Below are 18072 nucleotides of genomic sequence, written 5' to 3'. Positions count from 1 at the left end.
CGGAGTCGGACGTCACGCGGTGGGCCACTGGCGCGGGCGGGACACCGCCGCCTCGTGCAGGCGCGACCGGACCGCTCGCAGAGACGGCCTCGTGTCGAGGTGGCGATAATCGACGTACGTGTGTCCGGTCGGCAGTCCTGCGTCGATGTCTGAGTCATCGACCGCGCGTGTGCCGGCCGTGGTGATCTCCGCGACCGTCACGCCCCACGTCCCGGCGGTCTGGCCGCCAAGTGCTAGGCGTTCCTCGAAGGCGAGCTGGGCGGTGGCCTTGGTCGAGCGTGCGCCGGAGATTTTACCGTTGTCGCCGGTGGACTCGCAGAACATCTGGACCGACGGGACGCCGCCGTCGAGGTAGCTGGGGTGACACTGCCGCCAGTAGAACTCGTCGTCGTGGTCGAGCTCGATCTCGTGCGGCTCGAGTGCTGCGTAGCCGTTCGTCGTGGTCACGATGCTCCACCCAGCAGGTCGGCGACGACGCGCGCGGTGGCGTAGGTCTCGGCCCCGCGGACGGTGTCCTCGTTGCCGTCGGCGTGGAGCACGAAGACTTCCTGGACGCGGTCGAGGAGCGTGACCTCGACTCGTGGGCCTGGCCCGTGCCATTCGAGCTGCACGCCGCCCGCCGGCGTCGGGTAGATGCGCGGGAGCGAGACGTGGAACTCGGTGAGGGCCGCCAGGAGCGCGCGAGCCGCCTGGAGCGACTCGCGGTCGATCGGCGCGCCCTCGCCGTCGAGCCACCCGGCCTCGAGTGCCTCGAGCTCAGCGAGCCGGGCCTCGCCCGGAGTCGCTGGAGGTGAGGTGGCACCGGTGGGCGTGCTTGTGACAGCGGCGTGGATCATCGCGCCGATCTCGGCGATGAGTCGGTGGGAGTCGGTGTTCCCCGAGGCGATGTAGTCGGCGATCGCGTTGTGGGAGTGCTGGTTGGCGAACACGGCGTCGACGACCGCGTCCGACAGGTCAGGCGACTCGAGGAACTGCACCCGGGAGTTGACGCGTGCCTGCTCAACGAGCTCCTCGTTCTCGAGGAGTACGGCGCCGAGCGTGTCGACGAACCCTTCGACCTGGCTGCGGGAGAACTCGGCACCGAACAGGTCGTTGAGCCGGTCGATCACTACCTGGAACGCGATCAGCACGGGGTCGGGCGCCTTGCCCGAGCCGGCGGCAACGACCCCACGCAGCCCAACTCCGCTACCGAGCGTGATGTCCTGCGTCTCGCCGGGCGTGTGCTTGATCTTCTTCAGCACGACGTCGGACACGTCGATCTCGGCGGTCACGGTCGACGGCCGGATGTACCTCTCGAGCAGGCGCAGGAAGATCGCGCGCTTCTCAAGCTGGGTGTCGGCGTAGTCGACGACCTGGCTCATGAAGTCGTAGAGCCGCACGAACGTGCCGACATCCTTGCGGAACTGGCCGAGCGCCTCGACCTCAGCGGTGTCGTCGCGCCGGACGGCGTCGGTGTAGCGCTTGGCGAACTCGTCGCGGGCCGGCTTGATCGTCGCTGCTAGTGCGTTGTTGCCGGCACGCCCGACCCACGCGGCTACACAGGCTTCGACCTGAGCCTCGGTGAACACTGCGGCCTGGTCGAGCTTGGCCGAGATGTCGTGGACAACGTTCGGGTCGGTCGTCGTCTCAAGTCGAGCGTCGGTGTAATACGGCTCGAACGACTTACGGATCTCCTCGGGGTCGTTGACGAAGTCGAGGACGAACGTGACGTCCTTGCGCACGCCCGACGGGGTCCGGTAGGTGCGATTGAGCCGCGAGAGGGTCTGCACCGCAAGGACTCCGGACAGGCGCTTGTCGACGTACATCGCGGACAGCAGCGGCTGGTCGAACCCGGTCTGGAACTTGTTCGCGACGAGCAGCACCTTGTACTCCGGGCCGGAGAATGCGGACGCGATCTGAGACCCGATCTTGGTCGGGTTCATCGACGACTCGGTGAATTGCCCAGGGCCGGTGTCGGTGTCCTCGACGGAGCCGGAGAACGCGACGAGCGTGCCGATGTCGGTGTACCCGCGCTTGGCGATGTAGGCGTCGATCTGCGTCTTGTACCGGACCGCCGCTTTGCGGGAGTCGGTGACGACCATCGCCTTGGCGTGCCCGTCGAGCAGGTGGGCGACGTTCTCGCGGAAGTGCTCGACGATGATGGCGCACTTCTGGCTGATGTTCGTCGGGTGCAGCTTCACCCACCGCATCAGGCCCTTGGTCGCGGCGGCCTTGTCGACGAGCACGTCCTCGAAGGCCTGCTCGACGGGGCTCTCGTAGCCATCCTCCGGCTGCGGAACTCCCGCGACGCTCCGGGCGATCTGCCACGCCGTGTCGTAGGTCTGGTAGCCGCGCAGAACGTCGAGGATGAACTCCTCTTCGATGGCCTGCTTCATCGTGTACGTGTGGAACGGCTGTGGGATGCCGTCGGCGTCTGGGGTGCCGAACAGCTCGAGGGTCTTGGCCTTCGGGGTCGCGGTGAACGCGAAGAACGACACGTTCGGCGTCGTCGCCCGTGCGGTCATCTCGGCCGCGAGCTCGTCCTCGACGGAGATCTCGCCGCCGTCGTCGAGGTCGGCGCGCTCCGCGGCGGACAGGATCGTGCGGATCTTCCCGGCCGTCGCACCGGACTGCGAGGAGTGAGCCTCGTCGGCGATCACGGCGAACGTCCGGCCGGCGAGGCCCTGGTTCTCGGCGATGGCCTCCATCGCGAACGGGAACGTCTGAAGCGTGACGACGACGATCAGCTTTCCGCCCGTCAGCGCCTGAGCCAACGCCTGGGACTTCGAGCCCGACTTGCGGGCCTCGACCTCGTCGACGGTCGTGATGATCCCCTCGCCGCCCGACGACCCGGTGTCGGCGGAGTCGATCTGGCGGACCGCGACCTGCAGCTGGTCGTCCAGCACGGTGCGGTCGGTGACAACGATGACTGTGTCGAACACTTTTCGGTCCTGGTCGTCGAACAGACGCGCCAGGCGATGCGCCGTCCAGGCGATCGAGTTCGTCTTGCCCGAGCCGGCGGAGTGCTGGATCAGGTACTTCTGCCCCGGCCCGTGCTCGCGGGCGTGCGCCACCATGGCGGTGACGGCCTCCCACTGGTGGTAGCGCGGGAACAGCAGCGTCGTCGACTTCGCAACCGCGCCGCTGATCGGGTCTCGCGACTGGCGCGTCTCGACGTGGCAGAACTTGCCCAGGATCGTCAGCCATGCGTCGCGGTCGAGGACCTTCTCCCACAGGTACGACGTCGCCGAGCCGAACGGGTTCGGGGCATTGCCCTTGCCGCCGTGCCCGTCGCCGGCGTTGAACGGCAGGAAGTGCGTCTTGTCCCCCGCGAGGCGGGTGGTCATCCACACCTCCTCGTTCGACACGGCGAAGTGCACGAGCGCGCGGTTGCCGAACCCGAGCAGCGGCTGCACGTGCCCGCCCGGGTCCTTGGGCTGACGGGCCTTCTTGTACTGGTCGATCGCCTCCGCGGCCGACTGCGTGAAATCCGTCTTCAGCTCCAACGTCGCCACCGGCAGACCGTTGACGAACAACGCCAGGTCGAGCGACCGGTTGTCCTTCGTCGAGAAGTGCACCTGCCGCATCACCCGCACCCGGACCTTGGCGTAGTCCGCCAGCGTCGTCGGGTTCAGCGAGGTCGCCGGCTTGAACTGGCACATCCGGAACGACGACGACACGTGCTTGAACCCGCGCCGCAGCACGTTCAACGTGCCGCCGCCCTGGTCGGCCGCGGTGTCGAGCACCTTGCAGAGCCGGTCGAGCAGCGCGCTCGTCGCGGCCGGCTCTTGCGACGTGCCGGCCTTCACCGACTTGGCGAACTCCTCCGGCTGCGTGTCCCGCAACCAGCCCAGTACGTCGCCCGGGATGATCGCCCGCTCCCGGTCGTATTCCGCGCCCGGCTCGTGGTCCGTCGGCGAATACAGCCACCCGTGCGCCGCCAGATGCGCGCACAGCTCCGACTCGAAGGGCTTCTCGTTGTAATCCGCCATCACGCCACGCCCTCCGTGGCCCGGCCCGCGCTGCGGACGTCGATCTGGCCCGTGACAGCCGCGGTGATGAGCGCGGCGCGCCGCTCCTTGGCGAGGGCGATGTGCTTCTCCGTCTTATGAATGAGCAGATCAACTTTCGCTGTCTGTTCGTCCAGGTCGGTGGCAACCCTCGTTTGCGTTTCGAGATCAGGCAGGGGAACCGGGGTTCGAGCGAGGGTCCCGAGGTTGAGGCGGCGAAAGGTTGCGCCAGCGACTTGTGAGTCCCAATACTCGGCTGTCTCACGAGAGCAAAGCACCCAGACGAGGTAGCGGGTCACTACAAGCGATGGGTCGGTTGCCACGCGGACGGTGTCCTGCGTGAGATTGGCACCTGTCAGAGACGCATCCACGACCGCGACCCGGCCGTAGGCGGGCCCGATGGAGACGACGAGGTCACCGCCTGACAGCGTGGATCTGCTGTATCCCGCCGCGATCTCGCGCGTCGTTCGTCGTAGATGGTCCAACTCTGGGGACCGCCCCTCGCCGGGCATGTCAGACGGGCCGATGTAAGGAACGCCGTCCTCAACGGGTTCACCGCACTGCAGGATGCCGTACGACATAGGGCGCTCTGGGGTTACCAGACGCCGCAACCGAGTTAGTTCGTGACCGGATAAGGCGTCTGATACGACCGCCGACCGGCGTTCGCGGAGCGTAGTGATGAGTTGCGTCTGCTTGTCGATCAGCGTGTCGATCCGCGACGTCTGCTCGTCCAGAAAGTCCGCAATGGCCCGCTGTTCATCGGCAGGGGGTTGCGGGAGCGGCACCTTGTCGAAGTCGCCGTACTTGATCGACTGCCCGTCACGTAGTTGGTTGACCGTGGCTTGAAGGCTCCGGACGTAGCCCTGTGATTTCAAGGCCCAACGGAAGAAGCGCGGGTCAACGCCTGGGCGAGGCGTAAGTACGGTGTACGCGACACTGACCTTGCCTGCAAACCTGGAATGCTCGATCCCGCCCTGAAAGCTGCGCAGGTGAATGATGAAGTCGTCCGGTTCTACGTGCTTCATCGAGTCGGCGCCCTCAAGGTTGAGCACGACCCGGCTGCCCGTGATCCGCATGAACTTTTCCTGGGGGAGGACCCCGTACGTCTGCGACGGCGTCAGGTGCACATCCGCGTCGGTGCAGGACTGTCGCCGCTCAGTGAAGAGTGTCTTGGGCCTCGCGACCCGCCATCGGTCCGGCGTCGCGTCCAGCCACTGTGAGAAGCTCGACTGAGGCGATCCCGGTCTCACGCCTCTACCTCCCGCAACAGGTCGAGGATTTCGCCCACCAGCGCGTCCAGGTTGCGATCGATCTCCTCAAGCGGCCGGGGCGGCACGTACGTGTAGAAGTGCCGGGTGAACGGGATCTCGTAGCCCACCTTGGTCTTGGTGCGGTCGACCCAGGCGTCGGGGACGTGCGGCAGCACCTCGGCCTGCATGTACGCGTCGATGACGGCGCGCTCGGTTCCGTCGGCGTCGGCGGTCTTGGGGGTTCCGTTCCAGCCGAAGGGGATGTTCTCGGTGTCGCGCAGCTTCGGGTCCGGCTCGGGGCTGCCCTTGGCGTCACGGATCTCGTCGGCGTTCTCGTCGCGTTCGCCGATCGTGAGCCACAGGGTGCGGCGTTGCGGCGTCGTGAGTGTGACGCCGTTCGAGCCGAGGTGCTTGCCGAGGTCCTTCATGAACGCGTCGCGGTTGATGTAGACCTCGTCGCCGAAGGTGGCGAGCACGTCAGCGAGCCGGTCGCGGTCGACGCCCTTGAGCTTCGGCTCGTCGCGGACGAGCGCGACCCGCGCGGGGGTGCAGGCGAAGCGCAGTCGCAGCGGGCGTTCGACGGTGATGGTCCAGTAGCCGAAGTCTTGCGTGTCGAAGATCTTCGAGGTTTCGCTGGCTTCGAACGCGGCGTAGTCGGCGAGTATCGCCTTGCGATCGACGTCGCTGATCTTGACGCGCTTGGAGCCGAGAGACTTGCGCATCTTGCTGGAGCGTCCTGAGGCATCGATCAGCTGGACCTTGCCGGCCCGCTCGTCGGACTTGGTGTTGTCGAGCACCCACACGTAGGTCGAGATGCCAGTGTTAAAGAACATGTCGGTCGGCAGCGCGACGATCGCCTCGACCAGGTCCTTCTCCAGCAGCCACCGGCGTATCTCCGACTGCCCCGACCCGGCGCCGCCGTTGAACAGCGGTGAGCCGTTCATGACGACGCCGACGCGTCCGCCGCCCTGCGAGGCCGGACGCATCTTGGACGCCAGGTGCAGCAGAAAGAGCATCTGCCCGTCACCGACGCCGGGCAGTCCGGGGCCGAACCGGCCGGCGAGCCCGCGCTTGTGCTCGTCCTTGACGGCCTTCTCCGATGCCTTCCAGTCGACCCCGTAGGGCGGGTTGGCGAGGCAGTAGTCGAACGTCTGGCCGGGGAACTGGTCGTCGGACAAGGTGTCGCCGAGCTTGATGTTGTCCGGGTTCTGGCCCTTGGCGAGCAGGTCGGACTTGCAGATCGCGTAGGACTGGTCGTTGATCTCCTGCCCGTACAGCGTCAGGCGGGCGTCGGGGTTCTCCTCGCGCAGGTGCTCCTCGGCCAGCGAGAGCATGCCGCCGGTCCCGGCGGTTGGGTCGTAGACCGTGCGGACGGCGCCCTTCTCGGCGAGGGCGGCGTTGTCCTCGGCGAAGATCAGGTCGACGACGAGGCGGACTGCGTCGCGCGGTGTGAAGTGGTCACCGGCGGTGGCGTTCGAGGCTTCCGCGAAGCGGCGGATCAGGTCCTCGAACAGGTCGCCCATGTCGGAGTTGGAGATGACGTCCGGGTGCAGGTCGACCTTCGTGAACCGCTCAACCACCAGGTAGAGGCGGTCCTTCTCGGCGAGCTTGGCGACGACCTCGTCGAACTTGAACCGATCGAACACGTCGATCGCGGAGGAGAACGAGTGCACATACTCGACGAGGTTGGCCTGCAGCCCGTCGGGGTCTTGCAGCAGGCCGGTGAGCGTGAACTTCGAGGTGTTGTAGAACCGCAGCCCGGTGGCCTGGCGGACGAGCGAGGCCTGGCGCATCTCGGAGTCCACGCCGGCGATGAGGCCCGCGATCGTCCCGCGGTGCGGCTCGAGGATCGCGTCGAGCCGACGCAGGATCGTCATCGGCAGGATGACCGACCCGTACTCGTGCTGCTGGTACGGGCCGCGGAGCTGGTCCGCGATCCCCCACACGAAGCTACTGAGCTTGCTCACCGGTGTTGCCCTCGACTCTCCACGCGCTGTTCACGGCGCGCGAGCCCGGCCCACGGTCACCGCTGATCCATCGCGAGGCTATCGGCTGGGCGATGGCTCCTCGTGCAAGTCCGGACGTCCGAGTCGTCTGGTACCCGCTACCTCATCGAGGTGAACCTCGTGCTGAAGGGAGGACGCGGGCGAGGCAGCCGAGCATGAGCGCACCAGGGCTCTCGATTGGTGACTGATAACCTCAGGTAAATGAGAAGTAAGGCGCCCCCGCTTCTGCCGGTCCTGCGATCGCAGTTGCAGGGTTTGGTCCTGTACGAGGTGCTCACGAGCGACGAGGGTTGGACCGCCGCCGAGCTGGCTCGCGCGCTCGACGAGCCCGAGTCCTCGGTGCATCGGGAGACCCGGCGGTTGCTCGCAGCCGGGCTGCTGACGTCGACACAGGTCGGTCGCGCAGCGGTCCTGCGCAGCAACGACACCAACCCCGTGACCGAACCCCTGCGCCAGATGCTGATCATCAGCTTCGGCCCGCGCAAGGTGCTCAGGATCGCCCTGAATGACGTCGCTGGGATCGACCGGGCGTACATCTTCGGTTCTTGGGCAGCGAGGTTTGTCGGCCTCCCGGGGCCCGCGCCGGGCGACATCGATCTGCTGATTGTCGGAAGTCCGGCTCGGGGAGCGGTCGATTTGGCGCTGGACGGGCTCGAGGCCCGACTTCGCCGCGAGATCCACGTGACGTTCGTGTCCGCGAAGGCGTGGTCCGAGGCGAGCGATCCGTTCGTGCGCAACGTGCGAGACAACGCATTCGTCCCGCTCGACGTCGTCGACGATGGAATCTGAGCTTGCCGGGCGCCGTCGAGCTAGAACTCCAGGTGCCAAGGTTCGCGCACGCCCGACGGGGTGAGCAGTGCGTGGCGGACGAGGGCGGCCATGGACCCGCGGAGGCGGGCGACGGTGCGTGCCGTGCTGCTCGCGTCGACGGCGTGCCGGAGCTCGTCGATGCCGTGCGGCTTGATCGCTCGAGGGCCGGGCGCCTGGAGCCACGCGACGATCGCCGAACGCTCTGACGCCCCGGAAGGTCCTGCCTGACCCGAAGGCAATTCGCACGAGGCTGCGCTTCATGGCGGGCGCGCCGGCGTATCCACGTCGGCCGTGAGGTAAGCCTCCTCCGCGATCGCGCGGCGCAGGTCGTCAGAGAGCGCGCTCGGAGCCTCGTCGGATCGCAGTGGTGCCTGCGCGAACGAGGGATGGCCGCCGGTGTGGTCGAGCCAGAACCTGCACGCGGCCGCGACGACATCCCCGGTGCGGACAGGGTGGTCGAGGTGGCGCGTCGCCCGACGACAGGCTCCGAGGAGCGCACCGGTGTCGGCGAGGTCGAGCCGGCGTCGCTGGTAGTCGATCGTCGGCGGTGAATCGTGGATGCGGTGGTACAGATCGTCGATCGCCGAGAGGTACGTAGGCCAGAGCTTGGCGTCGAAGACCGACCGCCAGTACGTCCTGAAGCGGGGAGCGGTCATCGCCGGCAGACCGAGGGCGATGGCGATTCGACTCCACGGCCGGTCGGTTCCGTACCGAGCGAGGCAGGTCGCCGTGAACGCGCGTCCCAGCGGCGAGTTGATCCCGAGGTGGGTATCGGCGTCGATGTCGAGGGCGTATTCGTCGACGACTTGTGGGATCCAGGCGAGCGGCAGCGCGGGGCGTCCGTCCGGTGCCTGAAGCACACGGGTCGTGGGGTTTGCGCCGTCGGGATAGCGGGGCCGGTCCGATCCGAGTCGGTGGCTGAGCTCGGCGCCGAGGCTGAACGTCCCGTGGAAGCCCGTGAGGGTGATCGCGACGATCAGCGGGTTGCGCGGCTTGGAACGCACCTGCGCGTCGCTGGCCAGCGGCGCCAGCTCGTTGTTTGGGCCAAACGCCTGCCTACGGCCGGCCTCGCGACTCGACGCGACCAGACTGCTCGCGCCGAGCACGGCGTGGGCTTCGAGGAGCGCGCGCAGGTAGACCTCAGGCCGGGACGAGCGCGTCGCGTTGATGTGCCGATCGACCATGGTCAGCCACGCTTCCAGGATGGTCTGGGCGCGGCCGTGGGTGCCGCATGTTGGCACCAAGGCGTGCGGGTCGTTGGCTACTCGGGCCGCGATATCGAACAACGCGACTTGCGCCTCGACGACGTCGTGGAAGACGACCGGCGCCTCGACTGTCGCGAGGTCGGTGAGGCATCGCCGTCGGTATCGGCCACCGGTCGACAGGGTGTCGAAGGCTGGGCATGTGGTGATGTCGGTGCGGCTGGTGAGCCACGCCGCGCCGCCGAACGGCGGGCGATCGCACCCCGGGCAGGAGTCCACCAGCTCGACGTGATGCTCGATGCAGACGACGTGGAGCGGATCTGTCCACGACTCGCGCCAGTAGCCGTCCCGGCGCAGGCACTCCGGACAGAACTTCGTTCGCGACAGTGCAGTCGTGCGCGCCTCGAGCCTGTTCTCGCGCCGGTACTCGGCGCGAGCTTCCGACAGAGCGCGGCCGATGCCGCCGCGCAGGTCGGACAGGTTCTCGACGGTCACGGCGAGTTGCTCCGCGAGGTTCCCGCGTGCGGGCGCTGGCAAGCTGTCAAGGCGCAGGACTCGTTGCGGAGGGATGTCCACACCGACGCTGCGGAGCAGGTCGCGCGGGGACAGTGCATACCTGCTCGCTACGCGGACCAGCCACGACGCCACGTGCTCGTCGATGTGCCGTGGGACCGCGATGGGGAGCCGGTCGACGACGTGGCCGCCGCCCGCCGACCGTAGACGTCGTGCTCGCGCGGCGACTGGCTCAGCGGCGCGCGGCGCTGACCTCGGCGGCATTGTCGAGAAGGACGCGGTCGATGATGCGGCGATCGATCGTCTCCGAGCCGCTTCGGATGGCACGGTGGCACGCGCGGTCGAGCAGTGTTGTGAGCGAGTTGATGTTGCCCTGCGTGCGGCGGAAGATCTCCCGGGCCTCGTCGGTGAGCATCCCTTCGCGCCCGTCGGCGAGGACGATGTGCTTCTCGAGGGCGCGCAGCAGCGCCGTCCACGCGCGGTAGCCGGACTCGTTGTCGATCCGGAACGCCTCTACCGCGCACCGGGTCGCGCGTCGGCTGGTCTGCGCATAGGCGGTCTGCTCCCCCAGCAGCCCCTCGTCGAAGAACCGCTTCTCGGTGAGGTTCACGCCGGTGTACACGAAGGTCACGGGCATCTCGTTCGCCAGCCACTTGAGGTGGTTCGAGACGTCCATTCCGTTGCGGTGCTTGAAGTCAATGAAGTGCAGGTCGTCGATGATGATCATCTTGGTCTGGCAGGACAGCACGCAGTCGACCGCCAGCGCGCCCAGGGTCGAGGTCGACGCCTTGCGTGCGCCCGGGTGACCGTAGAACTCCAGGATCTTCGTGTTGAGGCCCTTGAGCGTGATACCCGCGGCGAGCGGGACGAAGGCCACGGGCCAGCGCTGATGACCTTCGGCCGTAAGCGGGCCCCGCGCGCCGCACACGCGTCGATGCAAATCCCTCCCGAACTGCTTCGCGATCGTCGTCTTGCCGTTGCCAGCGGGCGCATCGACGACCGCGGCGCCACGGAGCCGGTCGCCGTCGCGTCGCGACGACGCCATGACCTGGTCGAGCACGTCGTACGCGTCCAGCACCTGGAAGGTGTTGATCGTCGGCAAATTGGCGTTCCAGACCATCCGGCACTCGTCGTAGGCCGCGCGCTCCTCGGCGCCCAGGCGCTCGAGCTCGGCCAGGTCGAGACGCTCGAGCGGCTCCCGCGGGGCCGCGTTCACGAACGCGTCCCATCCCGCCTTGCGTCCCAGGGCGAACTCCCGCGTGCCGTTGCGCTCGAGCCACAGCGCCCATCGGTTCGTCATCAGTCGAGCACCTCGAACTCGTCCACCGGCTCGTATCGCTCGAAGACGTCCAGGTCGTCGGCGGGCCGTGATCGCGCAGCCCGCCGCTCGAGCAGGTCGATCACGCCTGGCAGGGCGGCAACTTGTCGGGAGTCCCCGCCCTCGTTGTTCGGCGCGGGTCGCGAGGCGAGCCTTCGGGCGAGGCTCTGGTGGCGCCGGGTCGTAACTTCCCCTCGCTGCCAGGCTCGGAGCAACTCGTGGACGGCCGCCGATGGGTTGTCGACGTGGATCCCGCAGAGCGCGACCCTCTTCGCGTACTCGACGGCGTCCAGACTGAACGGAGCGCCGAGAGCAGGGGCGTGCTCCCAGGCCAACTCGTGCCACGACGCGTCCGCTGGGTCCCGGAACCAGATGTGCCGGACGTCTTGCGCGTCGACGTGAAGCGGCCACTTCCCTGGGTGCGCACCGCCGTAAGTCGACTGCAGGTTGCGGTATGGGTTGAGGGCCTCGCCGTCGTAGCGCAGCCCGTTCACCTCGACGCCGTAGTGCTGGATCGTCCGCCACTTCACATCGAGGAACTCGAACGCGAGCTCGCGCGACGCGGGGAGTACCAGGCCGCCGGTCCGCGACAGTCCGATCTCGAACATCTGGGACGGTGTGAAACGCGCACGTGGCACGTCCGGCAGCGCCAGCCCTGCGTGTTCGGAGTGGTGGTAGACCGTCGATACCCACTCGCGGATGATCTGCTCGAGCTCGGAGACGTAGTAGAAGGCGCCCTGCTCGACCGCATGGCCGCGTGAGTACACGTCGGGACCCTTGTAGCCCGACAGGTGCTGGAGCAAGGACTGCCGCATCGTGCCGAAGAAGCGTTCCAGCGTCGGCTTGTCGGTCGGCTTCTTCTTGATGGCGGGCTGGACGCAGATGCCCAACCTGGCGCACGCGCCGATGACGTGTGCCGAGAGGTACTGCTTACCGTGGTCCGTCACGATCGTGTCTGGAATGACGGCCGGGAGGCCGTTGCGGCGCTCCTGGTGCACGCCGTCGGGCACTTCGGTGCCCACGAGCACGTTGGACGGAACGCCGTGGTACGGCCAGTCGCCCTCGCCGGCTTCCTGCGGCTGCAGGCATTGGAAGAGCACGTTGGCGACGTCCGAGGCCTTCGTCGAGATGGGCGTCAGGCGTAGGCCAAGGATGCATCGCGAGAACAGGTCCATCGCGACTGTGAGCTCGACGGGGACCCACCGCCCGGTGACCGGCTCCATCGCGAAGACGTCGAGCGAGTTCGTGTCGAGCACGACGTACTCGCCCGGGCGGTCGGCGCGCAAACGCCCAAGGACGCCCTCAGGCCGCGCTGCGACCGAGCGCCGCGCCTTGGCGGAGCCGAATGTGTATCGACCCTTCTCTAGGGCGCTCAGGCGGCGGTAGGCGGTGGCCTGGTGGGGCAGTTCGACCGAGTCTCCGTGGAGCGCGACGACCTGGCGATTGACCTCGTCGATCACCGCGAGCCGTGTGGGCGTCGACGCGTTCGTGTACGACTTCAAGACGGCCAGACATGCGTCGTCCCAGCGCGGATCGACCCTCGCCGCGCGACGCTCCACGACACGGTTGTCGACCAACCCGTCGATCCCGCGCGCCTGGAACGCGGCCACGCGGCGCTGGAGCGTCCGCACGGAGATGCCCAGGCGATTGGCGGTCTCGGCCAGGTGCACGCCCGATGGACCTCCCGCGCGTAGAAGCTCGGCGATGTCGGCGGCGCTCGCCTCAGCAGCCTCTCGTCTGTGTCGTGGGAGCGACGACAGTGCGACGGCGCCGAGATCCGACGGACCCCTTGTGCCGGGTGCGGCTCGATTCGCGCTCAGCGCATGAGCGCTTGTCGCGATCTCAGCGATTGCGACGTTGGCGACGTCGTGGTCACGTCGAAGCACGGCTTCGCGGGAGGTGACTGCTTCGACCTGCCAGCACGCGCCTTGCCACCACAGGGAGGCGCCCGGGCGAAGCTCGAGCGTCGCCGGCGGGTTCACGCGGCGCTCACGAGGGTTCGGGCGTTGATGGGAGCGCGCAGGTCACAGACGAGCTGTCCCCGCCAGAGAGCGGCGAAGACCACGATTCGTGGGGTAGCGGTCGTCGCCGTTGCTCGGGCGCTTCGTTCGAGCTCTCCGAGCGAGGTGCCCGTTGCCGGGCAAGAAGCAACGACGCTGTCGACGGCTGAGTCGGGGACGATGTTAGGGCGCCGCGCGGCCGCGAGCAGACGAACGTTGCGCAGGATCGTCGGATGGGCGCCCGACCAGACCTCGTAGGGCCAGCCGCGTGCACCGAGGGCGTGGCCCGTCCAGTTCAGCGAGGCCCGGACATCGGGCTTGTCGAGCATGCGTTCCAACTTGACGTCGATCACGCGGACCTCTTGATGCTCATCGATCACGAGGAAGTCTGGAAACCGCGTGCGGTCTCGTTCACCGTCGCGGCCAGTGAGCTCGAAGGGCTGTGCCGCGATTCGCCGTACATGCGGATCGAAGTCGGCGAGCCACAACCAGGCGAGCTCAAGCAGGCTCTCGTACCAGACGTGACCGGCGTTGGTCGCCGACCAGAAGAGCCCTGGATAGTTCGACTGGCCGACGTACGAGGGCGGGATCCGGACGGGAAGGCCCCGCGCGACGTGACTGCCGTCGACCGAGGCGAGCGAGGTTTCCTGCTCTTGGCCCTCGCTCGTGATGTACCTGACGCGCAACGCCCCAGCGTCCACGCCCTCAACGGTGCGCCTACGACAACTCCCTGCGAACTGCGACACGCCGATGACAACTTAACGCGAATACGACAAGTCGGATGCGAACCCACAACCGGTGCCATTAGCTGGCGTACCGGCGTGCGGGAATGTTCCCCATGCCGCCAAGGTTGAGCCCATCAGACTCAAGTTCGCATCGCCCCGCTTGCTTCCTGACGACACCGGATGCAAGGTTGAGTGCAGCGGACTCAAGAGCGGCCCGCGAGGGCCACATCCAGCGGCACAGATCGAAAGAGGGAACAACACATGGCACGAGCAGTCGGCATCGACCTGGGCACCACCAACTCGGTCGTCGCGGTCCTCGAGGGTGGCGAGCCCACGGTCATCGCCAACGCCGAGGGGTCGCGCACGACGCCGTCGGTCGTCGCGTTCTCCAAGACCGGCGAGGTGCTCGTCGGCGAGATCGCCAAGCGCCAGGCCGTCACCAACGTCGACCGCACCATCACGTCCGTCAAGCGCCACATGGGCACGGACTGGTCGCAGTCGATCGACGACAAGAAGTACACCGCGCAGGAGATCAGCGCGCGCGTGCTCTCCAAGCTCAAGCGTGACGCGGAGGCCTACCTGGGCGAGCCCGTCACCGAGGCCGTCATCACCGTCCCGGCGTACTTCAACGACGCCGAGCGTCAGGCCACCAAGGACGCCGGCGCCATCGCGGGCCTCAACGTCCTGCGCATCATCAACGAGCCCACCGCCGCCGCCCTGGCCTACGGCCTGGAGCGCGGCAAGGAGGACGAGCTCATCCTCGTCTTCGACCTCGGTGGCGGCACGTTCGACGTCTCCCTCCTCGAGGTGGGCAAGGACGAGGACGGCTTCTCCACGATCGAGGTGCGTGCGACCTCGGGCGACAACCGCCTGGGCGGCGACGACTGGGACAACCGGATCGTCGAGCACCTGACCGCCGAGGTGAAGAACTCGACCGGCGTCGACCTGTCCAAGGACAAGATCGCCGTGCAGCGTCTGCGCGAGGCGGCCGAGCAGGCCAAGAAGGAGCTCTCGTCCGCGACGAGCACCAACATCTCGCTGCAGTACCTGTCCATGAGCGAGAACGGCCCGGTCCACCTGGACACCAAGCTGACGCGCGCGCAGTTCCAGCAGCTCACGCAGGACCTGCTGGACCGCACCAAGGCCCCGTTCAACGCCGTGATCCGCGACGCGGGCATCAAGCTCTCCGACATCGACCACGTCGTGCTCGTCGGCGGGTCCACGCGTATGCCGGCCGTCACCGAGGTCGTCACCGAGCTGACCGGCGGCAAGGAGCCGAACAAGGGCGTCAACCCGGACGAGGTCGTCGCCGTCGGCGCGGCGCTGCAGGCCGGCGTCATGAAGGGCGACCGCAAGGACGTCCTGCTCATCGACGTGACCCCGCTGAGCCTCGGCATCGAGACCAAGGGCGGCGTGATGACCAAGCTCATCGAGCGCAACACGGCCATCCCCACCAAGCGGTCGGAGATCTTCTCCACCGCCGAGGACAACCAGCCGTCGGTGCTGATCCAGGTGTTCCAGGGCGAGCGTGAGTTCGCGCGGGACAACAAGCCGCTCGGCACGTTCGAGCTGACCGGCATCGCGCCGGCGCCGCGCGGCCTGCCGCAGATCGAGGTCACGTTCGACATCGACGCGAACGGCATCGTGCACGTGTCCGCCAAGGACCGCGGCACGGGCAAGGAGCAGTCGATGACGATCACCGGTGGCTCGGCCCTCCCCAAGGAGGACATCGAGCGCATGGTCCGCGAGGCCGAGGAGCACGCGGCCGAGGACAAGAAGCGCCGCGAGGACGCCGACGCCCGCAACTCCGCCGAGCAGCTGGTCTACTCGACCGAGAAGCTGCTGGTGGACAACGCCGACAAGCTGCCGGACGACGTCAAGACCGAGGTGCAGGCCGCGGTCGGCGAGCTGAAGGTGGCGCTCGAGGGCACGGACACCGACGAGGTCAAGGCCAAGACGGCGAACCTCTCCACGGTCGCGCAGAAGATCGGCGAGGCCATCTACGCCAACCAGGGCGCGGCAGACGCGGCCCCCGCGGGCGAGGAGCCGACGAGCTCCGCGTCTGACGAGGACGTCGTCGACGCCGAGATCGTGGACGACGAGGCCGAGGAGGCCAAGTGACCGAGTCCGACGAGCCGCGTTTCACGGACAAGCGCCGTCTCGACCCGGAGACGGGCGAGGTGCGCACGCCCGAGGACGACGTGCTCGCGGAGGCCGAGTCGGTGGCCGCTGAGGCCGAGGAGTCGATCGTGCTCGAGGGCCTCATCGAGGCCCAGAAGCTCGCCGCCGAGCGGCTCGAGGAGATCCAGCGCGCCAACGCGGCGCACTACAACCTCGAGCAGCAGTACTCGGCGTACGTGAAGCGCTCCAAGGCCGACGCCCTCGCGGCGCAGGACCGTGGGGTCGCCAGCGTGGCGGAGGCGCTCATCCCGGTGCTCGACGACATCGAGCTGGCTCGCCAGCACGGTGACCTCACCGGTCCGTTCGCGAGCATCGCCGAGAAGCTCGAGGCCACGCTCGGACGCTTCGGCGTGCAGCGCTACGGCGCCGCCGGCGAGCCGTTCGACCCGGCGGTGCACGAGGCGCTCATGCACTCGCACTCCGCCGACGTCAGCGAGCCGACCGTGCAGACGGTGCTGCAGCCCGGCTACCGCACCGCGGAGCGGGTGCTGCGCGCGGCCCGCGTCGCGGTCGTCGACCCCGAGGCGTGACCCACCGGACGCCGCGCCCGCACGCCGGGCGCGGCGTCCGACCCACACAGCCGTCCGACACGCAGCAACAGAGCGTCCGACGCAGAGCAACAGAGAGGGAGGCTCGGTGACAGGGCAGGACTGGATCGAGAAGGACTTCTACCGCGTCCTCGGCGTGCCCAAGGATGCCGATGCGGCGAGCATCAAGAAGGCCTATCGCAAGCTCGCCCGCACCAAGCACCCCGACCACAACCCCGGCGACGCCAAGGCGGAGGCGGAGTTCAAGGAGATCGGCGAGGCCTACGCGGTCCTGTCCGACCCGAGCCAGCGCCAGCAGTACGACCAGCTGCGCGCGATGACGGGCGGCGCCCGCTTCCAGGCCGGCGGCCGGGGCGGCGGAGCGGCCGGCTTCGAGGACATGTTCGGCGGGATGTTCGGCGGCGGCGCCGGCGGAGCGCGGACGCGCTCCACGGGTGCGCCCGCCGGGTTCGAGGATCTGCTCAGCGGGATGTTCGGCGGCGCCGCCGGCGGTGGCTTCCAGCGCGGCCCGCAGCCCGGCGCGGACCTCTCGGCCGCCGTGACGCTGCCGTTCCGCGAGGTGGCGGAGGGCGCGACCGTGTCCCTGTCGGTCGAGGGGCGCACGGTCAACGCGCGCATCCCCGCCGGGGTGCGGGACGGCCAGAAGATCCGGCTGCGTGGCAAGGGCCGCCCGGGCGAGCCCGGTGCGCCCGCCGGCGACCTCGTCGTGACGGTCCGCGTGCAGCCGCACCCGGTGTTCACCGCCGACGGCACGAATCTGCGGATCACCGTCCCCGTGGCCTTCGACGAGGCTGCGCTGGGCGCGACCATCGAGGTGCCCACGCTCAACGGCGGGCCCGTCCGCGTCAAGGTGCCCGAGGGCACACCGTCCGGCCGGGTGCTCCGGGTCAAGGGCCGGGGCATCGGCGAGAAGGGCGATCTGCTCGTCACCGTCCAGGTGGTGGTCCCGCAGCGGCTCTCTGCCGCGGCGCGCGAGGCCGTCCAGGCGTTCGGCATCGCGACGTCCGGTGAGGACGTGCGTGCCGGCCTGATGGATCAAGCCAGGTCGTAGTGGCCGGCGACGACACCCCGCTGTACGTCATCTCGGTCGCCGCGGAGCTGGCGGGCATGCACCCGCAGACGCTGCGGCAGTACGACCGGCTGGGCCTGGTGTCGCCGTCGCGCACGGCCGGGCGGGGTCGGCGGTACTCGCTGCGGGACGTCGCGACGCTGCGGGAGATCCAGAGGCTCTCGCAGGACGACGGCGTGAACCTGGCGGGCATCAAGCGCATCCTCGAGCTCGAGGCGGAGGTGGACCGCCTGCAACACCAGGTGGCGTACCTGCGCGCGTTCGTGGATCCCGGCCGACGCGTGTTCACTGCCGATCCTCGCGGGGACGTCGTCGCGACCCGTCGCGTGGCCCGTCAGCCGCGGCCCATGCAGCCGCCGCGTGCCATCACGCAGTCGGGGTCGGTCGTGCTCTGGCGGCCGTCCCCGCGCTGAGCGCTCGACCCGCGCTGAGCGTTCGACCCGCGCTGAGCGCCCGACCCG

13 protein-coding genes are annotated in these 18072 nt (G+C 68.4%); 5 read left to right on the top strand and 8 right to left on the bottom strand.

What is annotated here, in order from left to right:
* Positions 1–12 precede the first annotated feature (12 nt).
* The 4 genes from QRT05_RS00900 to QRT05_RS00885 all read right to left on the bottom strand — a co-directional run bounded on the left by QRT05_RS00900 (position 13) and on the right by QRT05_RS00885 (position 7206).
* A complete protein-coding gene (locus QRT05_RS00900) occupies positions 13–447 on the bottom strand; it encodes a hypothetical protein (RefSeq protein WP_289444317.1) in 435 nt (144 codons plus the stop codon).
* Positions 444–3971, bottom strand: coding sequence for a type I restriction endonuclease subunit R (locus QRT05_RS00895; protein ID WP_289444315.1), 3528 nt, complete (start codon positions 3969–3971; stop codon positions 444–446). Before QRT05_RS00895 ends, QRT05_RS00900 begins: the two co-directional genes overlap by 4 nt.
* Positions 3971–5065, bottom strand: a complete 1095-nt coding sequence (locus QRT05_RS00890) for a restriction endonuclease subunit S (RefSeq protein ID WP_289444314.1) — start codon at positions 5063–5065, stop codon at positions 3971–3973. The genes QRT05_RS00895 and QRT05_RS00890 overlap by 1 nt, the downstream gene beginning before the upstream one ends.
* Before the next feature lie 170 nt (positions 5066–5235).
* Entirely contained in the window at positions 5236–7206 is a 1971-nt protein-coding gene (locus QRT05_RS00885; protein ID WP_289444311.1) for a type I restriction-modification system subunit M, read from the bottom strand.
* 240 nt (positions 7207–7446) lie between these two features.
* On the opposite strand from QRT05_RS00885, the gene QRT05_RS00880 reads away from it, so the two are divergent.
* Complete coding sequence (locus QRT05_RS00880; RefSeq protein WP_289444309.1) at positions 7447–8034, top strand: winged helix-turn-helix domain-containing protein; 588 nt, start codon at positions 7447–7449, stop codon at positions 8032–8034.
* Between the two features lie 278 nt (positions 8035–8312).
* On the opposite strand, the gene QRT05_RS00875 is transcribed toward QRT05_RS00880, so the two are convergent.
* The 4 genes from QRT05_RS00875 to QRT05_RS00860 all read right to left on the bottom strand — a co-directional run bounded on the left by QRT05_RS00875 (position 8313) and on the right by QRT05_RS00860 (position 13789).
* Positions 8313–10034, bottom strand: a complete 1722-nt coding sequence (locus tag QRT05_RS00875; RefSeq protein WP_289446083.1) for a TniQ family protein — start codon at positions 10032–10034, stop codon at positions 8313–8315.
* Positions 10003–11070 (bottom strand): TniB family NTP-binding protein, encoded by a 1068-nt coding sequence (locus tag QRT05_RS00870; protein ID WP_289444308.1) that lies wholly within the window; start codon positions 11068–11070, stop codon positions 10003–10005. The genes QRT05_RS00875 and QRT05_RS00870 overlap by 32 nt, the downstream gene beginning before the upstream one ends.
* Positions 11070–12758 carry a helix-turn-helix domain-containing protein gene (locus QRT05_RS00865; protein ID WP_289444306.1) on the bottom strand — a complete coding sequence of 563 codons (1689 nt, stop codon included), beginning with the start codon at positions 12756–12758 and terminating at the stop codon, positions 11070–11072. The genes QRT05_RS00870 and QRT05_RS00865 overlap by 1 nt, the downstream gene beginning before the upstream one ends.
* Before the next feature lie 308 nt (positions 12759–13066).
* Positions 13067–13789, bottom strand: a complete 723-nt coding sequence (locus tag QRT05_RS00860) for a TnsA-like heteromeric transposase endonuclease subunit (RefSeq protein ID WP_289444304.1) — start codon at positions 13787–13789, stop codon at positions 13067–13069.
* A 285-nt stretch (positions 13790–14074) separates the two neighbouring features.
* On the opposite strand from QRT05_RS00860, the gene dnaK reads away from it, so the two are divergent.
* The 4 genes from dnaK to QRT05_RS00840 all read left to right on the top strand — a co-directional run bounded on the left by dnaK (position 14075) and on the right by QRT05_RS00840 (position 18024).
* Complete coding sequence (gene dnaK / locus QRT05_RS00855) at positions 14075–15934, top strand: molecular chaperone DnaK (protein WP_289444302.1); 1860 nt, start codon at positions 14075–14077, stop codon at positions 15932–15934.
* On the top strand, positions 15931–16524 hold the full coding sequence (gene grpE / locus QRT05_RS00850; RefSeq protein WP_289444300.1) for a nucleotide exchange factor GrpE: 594 nt from the start codon (positions 15931–15933) through the stop codon (positions 16522–16524). The genes dnaK and grpE overlap by 4 nt, the downstream gene beginning before the upstream one ends.
* Positions 16525–16630: 106 nt before the next feature.
* Positions 16631–17593: a DnaJ C-terminal domain-containing protein gene (locus QRT05_RS00845; protein WP_289444298.1), complete on the top strand. Its 963-nt coding sequence runs from the start codon at positions 16631–16633 to the stop codon at positions 17591–17593.
* Complete coding sequence (locus QRT05_RS00840; protein ID WP_289444296.1) at positions 17593–18024, top strand: heat shock protein transcriptional repressor HspR; 432 nt, start codon at positions 17593–17595, stop codon at positions 18022–18024. The genes QRT05_RS00845 and QRT05_RS00840 overlap by 1 nt, the downstream gene beginning before the upstream one ends.
* The last annotated feature ends 48 nt before the right edge of the window (positions 18025–18072 follow it).

It is taken from the genome of Cellulomonas edaphi (genome assembly GCF_030362815.1).
In the GTDB taxonomy this organism is placed as follows: Bacteria; Actinomycetota; Actinomycetes; order Actinomycetales; family Cellulomonadaceae; genus Cellulomonas; species Cellulomonas edaphi.
The sequence above is the reverse complement of the archived record's forward strand: the minus strand, read 5'-3'. Positions and strand labels throughout refer to the sequence as shown.